Source organism: Polyangiaceae bacterium (assembly GCA_020633205.1).
GTDB lineage: Bacteria > Myxococcota_A > Polyangia > Polyangiales > Polyangiaceae > JAHBVY01.
Window position 1 is genome coordinate 56,537 of the sequence record JACKEB010000026.1, and the last position, 9,078, is coordinate 65,614.

Below are 9,078 nucleotides of genomic sequence, written 5' to 3' on the forward strand. Positions count from 1 at the left end.
AACGGCGTGTCAGTTAGCTTGGACGTGGGTCCTCGGGGAACCGGCGCTCGGCATCACGGTCGATGTTGTTTCCGTGTCACCGTAGCGCCCGGAACCCAGCAGGATTCCCGAGCATTCCCGACGTGTTGGCGCACGGTAAGCTGGCAGCATGAGGGCTGTCAAACGCGGTCTGGCGCCAGCTGACAAAGCTGCTATGGCCAAGCTGTAACGATCCCTCCAGGCTGCACTTTACAGCGCGCGGCCCGCAGCTTCCGCGAATCGCGCATTTTCACTGGCTTTCGCCACCATCGACGCACCGCGTTCCGAAGCCAGGTTTGGGGGGGAGGGGAGCAGCGCTAGGCCAGGTCACTGACGTGGGGACCTGCCCCACATCACGCGCTGCTGCCTCAACCGATGATCATCCCCTCGCTGAGCAGCTGCCCTGCTGCAAAGCGACGCAGGTTCCAGCGCTCGAACAGCGGTTGTGCAGCGCCCGTCACCAAGTGCTCCGCGGTGAGCTTGCCCATCACCGGCGCCATCATGAAGCCGTGTCCCATGAAACCGGAGAGCTGAAAGAAGCCGGGCAGCTGGTCCACCCCGCCGACGATTGGGTTCGCGTCCGGTGTCAGGTCGTAGAGCCCGGCCCACTGTCGCAGCACCTTCACCCGCGCGACGGCTGGGCACAGGCTCGTGAGCGCGCGTGAGTAGAGCGCCAAGAAGCGGGCGCTGGAGCTCTGATCGGGACCCTCGGGCACTTGCGCGTTGCCAACACCACCCACGATCTCGCCGCGCGTCGACTGGGAGAAGTAGAGCCCGTTCTCCAGGTCAGCGACGAGGGGAGTCAGCCAGGGCTTCAGCGGTTCGCTGGCGCAAATCTCGTGGCGATGGGGGTGATTGGGCAGCTCCACACCGACCAGGCGAGCGACCTCCGGGCTGTGTGCACCGGCGGCGTTGATCACTAGCTCCGTCTCGATACTGCCCTTGGATGTAATAACCTTGCGGATATTCTGGCCGTCGGTCTCGATACCCAGGACCTCGGTGAAGGTGTGAATCTCCGCTCCGAATTCCAGCGCGCCTTCCGCGTAGCCCCAGACGAAGGGCCAGGGAAACACCACTGCATCATTCGGATTGTAGCTCGCGATACTGATCTGAGTCGTGTCGAGCTCAGGAACCACGCGCTTGACCTCGCGGGGTTCGAGCAACCGCGTGTCGAGACCACAGCGCTTCTGTAGCTCCGCGCTCTGCTGCAACATCTCGACCTTCTCCGGGCTACGAGCCACGAAGAGGTACCCGCCTTGGCGAAACCAGGTGTTGATGCGGTGCTCGCTGGCGAAGCTCTTGCAGATTTCCAGGCTCTCGAGCATCAGCCGGACGTTGGTCTCGCTGGACCACTGGGCGCGCACACCGCCCCCGTTGCGCCCGCTGGCTCCACCGCACAAGTAGCCCCGATCCACCACCACGATGCGCTTGCCGACCTTGTGACGGTTCAGCAGCTTGGCCATGTTGTAGGCCACGGAGAGCCCCATGATGCCGGCGCCGATGATCACGACGTCCGCTCGCTGACTGAGCGGTTGTGATCTGCCTAGCGCACCAAGCTTCCCCCCAGCCATATGCTCCAGCCTTCGCGATCAGCCGCCGTCTCTTGCCGCCTTCGCGATCGCGAGGCGTTCGATCAACGCCGCGTGTAGCGCGCTGTTCGTCGCGACGATGCCACGGTCGTTGGTTAGATTTTCCCCGCGGTAATCGATGTTGTCGCCGTAGGCGTCGGTCACCATGCCGCCGGCAGCGCGCACCAGCGCGTCCACGGCGCATGCGTCCCAGCGCTTGCCGGCCGTTCCAGGAGAGACGTACGCCTCCGCGCGTCCGCTGGCGACTTCGGCGCCTTTCAAGCCGGCGCTGCCCAAGGCTTCGATGCGATCCACTCCGAGGATCGCTAGCGCACGCTCGCTCTCCTCGGTGCGGTGGGAGCGACTTGCGACGACCCGCGCTTGGTCGAGCGCCGCCTGCGGACTCACGAAGATTTGCGTGCGGGTGTCATCCGGGGCGATCTCCCAGGCACCAGCGCCGACTTCACCGATCCAGGCATAGCCCGTCGCTGGCGCCAGGATGACCGAGGCACGTGCGAGGTCGTCTTCAATCATGCCCAGCATGACCACGAACTCGCCGTTTCTCTTGATGAACTCCTTGGTGCCATCCAGCGGGTCGACGAAGAACACTTGCTTTGCCTTGCGGAAATCAACGTAGCTCTCCGGTTTCGACTCCTCCGCGACGATCGCTGCGTCGGGGAAGGCCGCTGCCAGCCCGTCGCAAATCAGGCGATTCGCCTTGCGGTCAGCCTCGGTCACCGGGTCCTTGGGGCCTTTGTAGTCGACCTTGAACTCGGTGTCGTAGATCTCGCGAATCAGCTCCGCTGCGCCGCGCGCGAGCGTCAGCATGACGCTCAGGGTTTCGTGGCTCATGTCGTCACTCCGACGTCAGCGAGGCGAGCTTCCAACTTGTTGAACTTTTCGTCGCTCAGGTAGGGCTGTTCGCGCCCGGCTTCACGCACCAGCTGGTCGAGCTGGACCGCGCTCTTCGGGCCAAGAATCGCCGCCGTTACGCCCTCCGTGGCGAGGACGTAGCGCAACGCCGCCGCCCGCATCGTGAGCACCTCGCCGCCGATGACAGACCGCAGGGCGGAGAGTTGGTTGATGCGGCGCCTCAAGTCATCGGGCGTCCAGCGCTCCTCGCGGTGATCGCCATCGGGGAAATCCTTGTGGAGAGACCAGTGTCCACACAGGAGCCCATGAGCGAGTACGCTGCGTGCGAGCAGCGCCGCCTCGTGCGCTTCGATTTCCCCTTTCAGCTCCTGGAAATCGCGCCGCATGAAGGCGTTGAACGCGAGCTGCAGCACCTGTGCGCCTTGCTCCAGCGCCGCGCGTCCCACTTCGACGTCACCGGCGCTCACACCCCAGCCCGCGATGGATTTGTCTTCCGTGAGCTTGCGCAGGAGCTCGCAAGTGCCCTCTGCCTCGACCGCCTTCTTCGACGGATTGTGCAGCAGCACCACGACCCGCGGAAACTTCAGGCGCTCTAGGCTCTTTTCGATCGCCGGCTTCAGGTAGTCGGGCTTGAAGCATTTCCGTGGGGGACTGGAGTCGCGATCCGTTCCCACCTTGGTAACGACCACCGCTTTGCCATCGGCGCTGAGCAAGCGACCAAGGCGGCGCTCCATTTCCCCGTGGCCGTAGACGTCTGCGGTCTCGAACAGCGAAATGCCGAGCGCCCGAGCGCGCTCGATCACGCGCTCTTGGTCTCCCTCACTCACCGAGCCATATGCGTCGCCCGAGAGCCCCCACGTTCCGAGGCCCAGCGAGCTGATCTTCAGCCCAGTCTTTCCGAGTACCGTTCGGCGCATCGCGCTCGGCGGTATAGCAGAACTGCGCTCAGTGTCCGCGCTGGATTAGCGATTCAACGGCGGGCGCTCGAGGGTCTTCAGCCGCTCTTCCGCTTTGCTGGCTTGCGGGTCTTCGATTTGGCGGTGGGCTTACTCGTGGAGGCAGCAGGCGCCGCTCGCCGGGCCTTCTTGTTGGTTGGCGCCGCAGCGGGCTTGGCGCGTTGCCGGGTCGAGCGGGGCGTTTCGTCTCCCGGGCCAGGCGCTTTGCGGCGGGCCCCGGGCTTGCTCGCCGGGGCCTTGGATGCAGCGGCCTGCGATGTAGCGGCCCTGGATGCTGCCGTCTTGGAAGCAGCGGTCTTGGCGCTGCTAGAGGGAACCGTCGAATGTTTCCGTGCGGATGCGGATTTCGGCGCCGGGGGTGCGGCCTCCTCGGCGGCTTCCTCGCGCTTTGTTTCCTTGGGCGGCCCCGCGTCGTGGGCTGCCTTCTGCGCTGCATTGCGAGCCGAGCGCTGCAGTACTTCCGGCGCTTCGCGCTGATTGAGGAAATAGCGCGACATGGGCTTGAAGTAGTTCTTGCCCCAGCCTGCGTGGTAGCGCTCCCCTTGTCCTTCGGGGATACCGCCGTGATTGATGACGATGCGTGTCCCAGATTCACTTTGTAAGAACGTGATCTCGAGCTGGGAGTCGTCTGCTCCTTCTGGGAAGTCGCGCGTGCGCCAGGTCTGAACGATCCGCGTACCCTTCTCCAGCTCGACGTTCGCGCCTTCGATGTAGCCCGCGTGGGCGGTGAACTTACCTCCCTTGCGTGACGAAACGTCAGCCGGCGATCCCGTGAAGGCCGTGTGTTCCTCTGAGGACAGCCAAGCATCGTAGATGCGGCGGGGCGTGACAGGCATCACGGGTGACACCCTTCGAATCCGCTCGAGTCCCATCGTCTGCTGGTTTCCTTCTCGTGCTGGTGCGTCTGCGGTTGAGTCGCGGTTTGGGTTGGCGGGCGTGACGCCGCTTCGCGGGCACTGGTGCTCGGTGTCGAACCAAACGCTCGATGCGCCTTCGAGTTGCTCCTGCAGCGATCGAACCGCGTCCTGGCGGTCGAGCTTCGGGAGCGATCAGAGCTACCAATTGGGCGCTAGCCTCAGGCGGTAGCCGTGACAGAACGGGGGCCAGTCTAGAGTGTAGGCTTGGCAAAAGTCACTGCTTTCGAGCAATCCGGTTTTCAAAGCTTCGGCTCCAGTCGCCGCGGGGCCGAGTGATTCACGGCGCGGTTTGGTTCGCAGCGCAGATTGGCTCGCAGCGCTGTGTGATTGGCAGCGCTGTGATTCGCAGCGCTGTGTGATTCGGGCGCGTGCGGCTGTGGCGAACGCGTCGGGTTGTGGTAGTGGCGCGCCAGCCGAGCGAACCCACGCTGGCTGACGCGCGCTTCGCGCTGTCGGCTGGCCTTCGTGTGACAGCAAGACTCCCATGCGCAACTACCCCTACGAGCACGCTCCGCGACTGCCCGATTCCGAATCGATTGATCCGCGGGCGCTACTTGGTGTCGATCAACCCGTAGAACTCGAGATCGGTCCCGGGCGTGGCTGGTTCATGGTCGAGCGTGTCGAGAACGACGCGACCGCGCACATCCTTGGGCTCGAAGTGAAACTCAAGTGGGCCACGATCGTTGACGAGCGGCTGAAGCAGCGAGGCTTCGGCGATCGCGCTCGTGTGTTCGCGGAGGACGTCGCTGCGGTGCTCCCGAAGTTTCGAGCGGGTTCGCTTTCTCGCGTTTACGTTCACTTCCCAGATCCCTGGTGGAAGAAGCGCCACCAGAAGCGCCTCGTGGTGCGCGATGAAGTGATCTCCGAGGTGGTGCGCACGCTGGTGCCAGAGGGCGAGCTGTTCGTCCAAACCGACGTGGAGGAGCGCGCGGAGGCCTATCAGCGACTGCTCGACGGCGTCCCCCAGCTCGCCGCCATACCCGGCGGGCCGCGGGTGACAGACAACCCGTTTGGCGCCCGGAGCCCCCGAGAGCGCAAGGCCATCCAAGACGAACTCCCGGTTTTTAGGCTGCTTTATCGGCGAGTAAGCGACCAGTGATCAGCCTCACTTGACCCCTGGCGGGTTTCCCCTGGTAACCTTCCCTCCGCCCATGCTGCGCACCTGGATTGCTTGTGCCTTAGCGCTCGGACTGTGTTCTTGCGCGACCTATCGCGAGGACTTGAACCGCGGCGAGCGGTTGTATTCTCAAGACAAGGACTACGAGCGCGCGCTCGCGATCTGGCGCAGCCTCGAAGCCGACCGCGACTCGCTCTCACTCCAGGACCAAGCGCGCTACGCATACCTCCGCGGCATGACGGACTACCGGCTGGGTTTCCGTGCAGATGCACGGCACTGGCTGGCCATTGCGAAGGCGATCGAACAAGAGCATCCAGGTGGTCTGCAGGCTCCCGAAAAGACGCGTCTCGAAGAGTCGCTGACCGACCTCAACAAGGACGTCTACGGCGGCGCAGAGAGCTTCGAAGGCTCGAGTTCTACCGTGAAAGAAACCACGGTTCCCGTGCAAGACGAGAGCGGCTGCAGCCCCGCATGCGCAGAGGGCGAGACCTGCCAGTCCGGTGAGTGCGTCGTGCTCTAACGCTCACCTCACCTCGCCCGCCGCAGCGAACGCACAAAAAAACGAACGAGGCGCTGGATCTCCAGCGCCTCGTTTGCGTTGTACGCCCGTGCCCGAGAGCACGCGCAAGCTAGCTGTCAGCCGTTGCGGATGGCGAAGATCGCATCCTTCTTAAGCAGCTTTTCTTTCTTCAGGTTCGTGGCTTCGACTTGTTCCTGAGGAGTCAGGTGAGCCCGGCGTTCGAGACGTTGGAGCTGCTTCTTCAGTTCAGCATGCTCCGACTCCAGGCTCTCCAGCTGTGTTTCTTCTACTCGCTCCATCGATTTCCTCTCCCCGCTGTCACCCAAGGATCCGGCCTGGTGTCGCCGGCCGGCCACCCAATTGTCACGGTAAGGGACACTTCGTCGGCAGATCAAGGGCAGCGGAAGCGCTCCAGAAAGTTGAGTGGATGACCGTAATTAGCGGTGCAGCAAGATGACACGCCCAAGCATTCCGCAACATCCGCTCAGGTCTCTGAAAGGCTCATGTGCTCGGTGTAGGTTGGGGTGGGGGAGAGGCGCGCTGCTGCCAAACTGAGCTGCCGGTGGAACAACATCCGAACTCGAGACACTGAACGTCCCATGCGCCAACCTCACCAAGACCCTATGCATCCCCGCCGCGCTCTGAATCTGCTTGGTCTGAGTCTCGCGCTCGCGTGTGCGGCATGCGGTGGCGCCACAAATGGCAGCCAGGCGCATAGCCCTGCGGAAACGCGCGACCCAGATCGAGTCGCCGTCGAGAGACAGGTGATCACGCCGGGTGACACCACCTCCCTCAGTGCGTTGTTCGACGAAGCAAAGCGAGACTTCGACGCTGGGCGGTTCGATGTTGCCGCGCAGAAATTCACCCGGGTCTATCGTCTGGAGCCGAAAGGCGAACTCGCGCCGCACGCGCTGTTCAACGCTGGGCACTCCCAAGACTCTGCGGGTGACCTGGAGGCGGCATACGGCAGCTACCGGCGCTTGCTTTCTGAGTTCCCCAAGTCAGAGCTCTCGCGGGACGCGATGGTCCGCAGCGTGCGCCTGGCCGGCTTCCTCGAGCGCTGGGAAGAAGGCGGAAAGCTCGCAGATCTCGCGTTGTCTCGCATCTCGGATCCCAACCCGTTCGAGGTCGCAACGTTGCGTAGCGCGCTGGCGCTCGCGCTACTGCAGGAGGGCAACGTAGAACGCGCCTCCTATCAAGTGGAGCGCGCGCGCGGCGTGGTCGAGGCTTCACAGCTGGACCGCGCAGGGCGTCTCCCGCCGGAGCTCGCGCAGCTCTACTTCGCACTGGGTGAGATCCGCCGTGTGCGGGGTGAGGCCATCAGCTTCTCACCCACGCCGACCAACTTTGCCCAAGTGCTCGAGGACCGCTGCCAGCTGTTGCTCGATGCCCAGAGCGCGTACTCGGACACCATGCGCGCCTACGACTCTCACTGGTCGGCGATGGCCGGGTTTCGAGTGGGGGAACTGTACAAGCGGCTGCACGAGGACCTGATGAAGGTGCCGCCGCCCAACGCTGCGGACAGCGAGGCTCGCAAGCAGCTGTTCGAAGGGGCGATGCGTTTGCGCTACTCCGTCCTGCTCAAGAAGGGCCTTCAGCTGATGGAGCACACGCTGAGCATGGCGGCCCGAACCGGCGAGCACGGCGCGTGGGTGGAGCGAGCTAGCAAGGCCAAGCTCGAGCTGGAGCTGGCAATCAAGCAGGAGCAAAAGGCCCTGGATGCGCTGCCCTATTCCCGTGCCGAACTCCAGGCGGCGCTGGATGATCTGGCCGCCCGTGCTAAGACTGCGTCCACTCCGTAACGGGTGGGAGGCAACTCAGCATCGCGGATCGGGTTCGCCAGGGTCGCGCACGCGCACGCCGTGGGATACTGGTGCCAGGTCTGCAGGACCTCTCAAATCCGGTTCCGAAAGTCGGGTGCAAGTACTGGGAATCCCGCTGTTTCTCCCCGCTCCCGTGGCGGGTACGAATTGTGCTTGACAGGTCAAAAGCTCGGCGCTACCAAGCCCCGGTTCGTCGGGCCCTCGTCAACATATCTTCTCCTCAATCACTGGTTTCCAGCGGTTCGAAGAGAGGCTGAGGTGAGGTGTCCGGTTTTCGCGCATCGACTTCTCTGGCGGCGTTGCCGCAAAGACCTTAGCGGTCTGGCACCCCCACCTCTTGGGTTTCGCTAGCCCACAGCAGCAAGACCCGTCGTCGAAAAAAGTCAGGTCGCACGCATGTCCGACCTTCGGCGCTTCTCTCACCCAAAATCTTAGACTTCATCACGGAGGTTCAGTCAGAGCGGCAGTTCGGCAGTCAAGCAAAGGCCTCGGCCTGAACACACTGCCAAGCCCAGGGCCGGTCCGGCTCACCAAGCTCCCTCGCTGGAGTAGCTCAATTGGTAGAGCACCTGTTTTGTAAACAGGCGGTTAGGGGTTCGAGTCCCCTCCCCAGCTCACGGCCGACCACCCAAAGCAAGTAACTGCATCGACCTCGCACCGCTGTTTCGTGTTTCCACGAACTCCTCGGAGGGTTGCCCGAGTGGCCAAAGGGAGCAGGCTGTAAACCTGCCGGCTTATGCCTACGTTGGTTCGAATCCATCACCCTCCACGGGTCGCGAGATTGACGCTCACTGAATCCCAATCCAAACCGGCGCCCAGCGCCTTCTTGGAGGATCACCTAGAACCCAAAACTTACCGCTGCGCCCCTCGGTCCTCGTGAGGCGCGGCAAACGCACCCCGCCTCGGCTCTCGGCCCTGGAGGGTGCGCCCCGGGCGACCGGGGAATGCGGGAGTAGCTCAGTTGGTAGAGCGTCAGCCTTCCAAGCTGAACGTCGTGAGTTCGAGTCTCATCTCCCGCTCTGGTGACTTTCGCCACGCTCCAATCGGGGCCGAAGCGAGAGGAACCTGCAAGTTTGGACCACCTTGCCCACCTAGCTCAGTCGGTAGAGCGCGTCCTTGGTAAGGACGAGGTCACCAGTTCAATCCTGGTGGTGGGCTCCAAAGAGGTCGTCTCAGACGAGCCAACCTAACCCAAACGAAGATCTGTAACGAGAGACCAACAGGAAGCAGTCATGGCGAAGGAGAAATTCGTACGCAAGAAGCCCCACGTGAACGTCGGCACCATT

The 9,078-nt window shown here is 63.4% G+C and carries 8 protein-coding genes and 4 tRNA genes; 7 read left to right on the plus strand and 5 right to left on the minus strand.

The features are described 5' to 3' along the window. Positions 1 to 386: 386 nt before the first annotated feature. The 4 genes from H6718_35805 to H6718_35820 all read right to left on the minus strand — a co-directional run bounded on the left by H6718_35805 (position 387) and on the right by H6718_35820 (position 4,251). Complete coding sequence (locus H6718_35805) at positions 387 to 1,589, minus strand: FAD-binding oxidoreductase (protein ID MCB9590829.1); 1,203 nt, start codon at positions 1,587 to 1,589, stop codon at positions 387 to 389. Positions 1,590 to 1,607: 18 nt separating this feature from the next. Continuing rightward, entirely contained in the window at positions 1,608 to 2,438 is an 831-nt protein-coding gene (locus H6718_35810) for a 3'(2'),5'-bisphosphate nucleotidase CysQ (GenBank protein MCB9590830.1), read from the minus strand. Then, positions 2,435 to 3,376 (minus strand): aldo/keto reductase, encoded by a 942-nt coding sequence (locus tag H6718_35815; GenBank protein MCB9590831.1) that lies wholly within the window; start codon positions 3,374 to 3,376, stop codon positions 2,435 to 2,437. Before H6718_35815 ends, H6718_35810 begins: the two co-directional genes overlap by 4 nt. A 77-nt stretch (positions 3,377 to 3,453) precedes the next feature. Further along, positions 3,454 to 4,251, minus strand: a complete 798-nt coding sequence (locus tag H6718_35820; GenBank protein MCB9590832.1) for an SRPBCC domain-containing protein — start codon at positions 4,249 to 4,251, stop codon at positions 3,454 to 3,456. Between the two features lie 565 nt (positions 4,252 to 4,816). On the opposite strand from H6718_35820, the gene H6718_35825 reads away from it, so the two are divergent. Continuing rightward, positions 4,817 to 5,431 (plus strand): tRNA (guanine-N7)-methyltransferase, encoded by a 615-nt coding sequence (locus H6718_35825; GenBank protein ID MCB9590833.1) that lies wholly within the window; start codon positions 4,817 to 4,819, stop codon positions 5,429 to 5,431. Positions 5,432 to 5,483: 52 nt separating this feature from the next. Further along, positions 5,484 to 5,969, plus strand: coding sequence for a hypothetical protein (locus H6718_35830; GenBank protein MCB9590834.1), 486 nt, complete (start codon positions 5,484 to 5,486; stop codon positions 5,967 to 5,969). 116 nt (positions 5,970 to 6,085) lie between these two features. On the opposite strand, the gene H6718_35835 is transcribed toward H6718_35830, so the two are convergent. After that, the gene (locus tag H6718_35835) at positions 6,086 to 6,268 is read right to left on the minus strand and encodes a DUF465 domain-containing protein (GenBank protein MCB9590835.1); all 183 of its coding nucleotides are present in this window, start codon (positions 6,266 to 6,268) and stop codon (positions 6,086 to 6,088) included. A 324-nt stretch (positions 6,269 to 6,592) separates the two neighbouring features. Between H6718_35835 and H6718_35840 the strand changes: the two genes are divergently transcribed. From H6718_35840 to H6718_35860, 5 genes are all read left to right on the plus strand, one after another. Beyond that, positions 6,593 to 7,771, plus strand: coding sequence for a hypothetical protein (locus H6718_35840; GenBank protein MCB9590836.1), 1,179 nt, complete (start codon positions 6,593 to 6,595; stop codon positions 7,769 to 7,771). A 563-nt stretch (positions 7,772 to 8,334) separates the two neighbouring features. Further along, positions 8,335 to 8,407, plus strand: a tRNA-Thr gene (locus H6718_35845). A 71-nt stretch (positions 8,408 to 8,478) separates the two neighbouring features. Next, a tRNA-Tyr gene (locus H6718_35850) sits at positions 8,479 to 8,561 on the plus strand. A gap of 177 nt (positions 8,562 to 8,738) precedes the next feature. After that, a tRNA-Gly gene (locus H6718_35855) sits at positions 8,739 to 8,811 on the plus strand. Positions 8,812 to 8,877: 66 nt separating this feature from the next. Beyond that, a tRNA-Thr gene (locus H6718_35860) sits at positions 8,878 to 8,953 on the plus strand. Positions 8,954 to 9,078: the final 125 nt, after the last annotated feature.

Bases quoted from the DNA above. Each gene is read 5' to 3' on its own strand.
- H6718_35805 (MCB9590829.1), bottom strand. From the start codon at position 1,589: ATGGCTGGGGGGAAGCTTGGTGCGCTAGGCAGATCACAACCGCTCAGT.
- H6718_35810 (MCB9590830.1), bottom strand. From the start codon at position 2,438: ATGAGCCACGAAACCCTGAGCGTCATGCTGACGCTCGCGCGCGGCGCA.
- H6718_35815 (MCB9590831.1), bottom strand. From the start codon at position 3,376: ATGCGCCGAACGGTACTCGGAAAGACTGGGCTGAAGATCAGCTCGCTG.
- H6718_35820 (MCB9590832.1), bottom strand. From the start codon at position 4,251: ATGCCTGTCACGCCCCGCCGCATCTACGATGCTTGGCTGTCCTCAGAG.
- H6718_35825 (MCB9590833.1), top strand. From the start codon at position 4,817: ATGCGCAACTACCCCTACGAGCACGCTCCGCGACTGCCCGATTCCGAA.
- H6718_35830 (MCB9590834.1), top strand. From the start codon at position 5,484: ATGCTGCGCACCTGGATTGCTTGTGCCTTAGCGCTCGGACTGTGTTCT.
- H6718_35835 (MCB9590835.1), bottom strand. From the start codon at position 6,268: ATGGAGCGAGTAGAAGAAACACAGCTGGAGAGCCTGGAGTCGGAGCAT.
- H6718_35840 (MCB9590836.1), top strand. From the start codon at position 6,593: ATGCATCCCCGCCGCGCTCTGAATCTGCTTGGTCTGAGTCTCGCGCTC.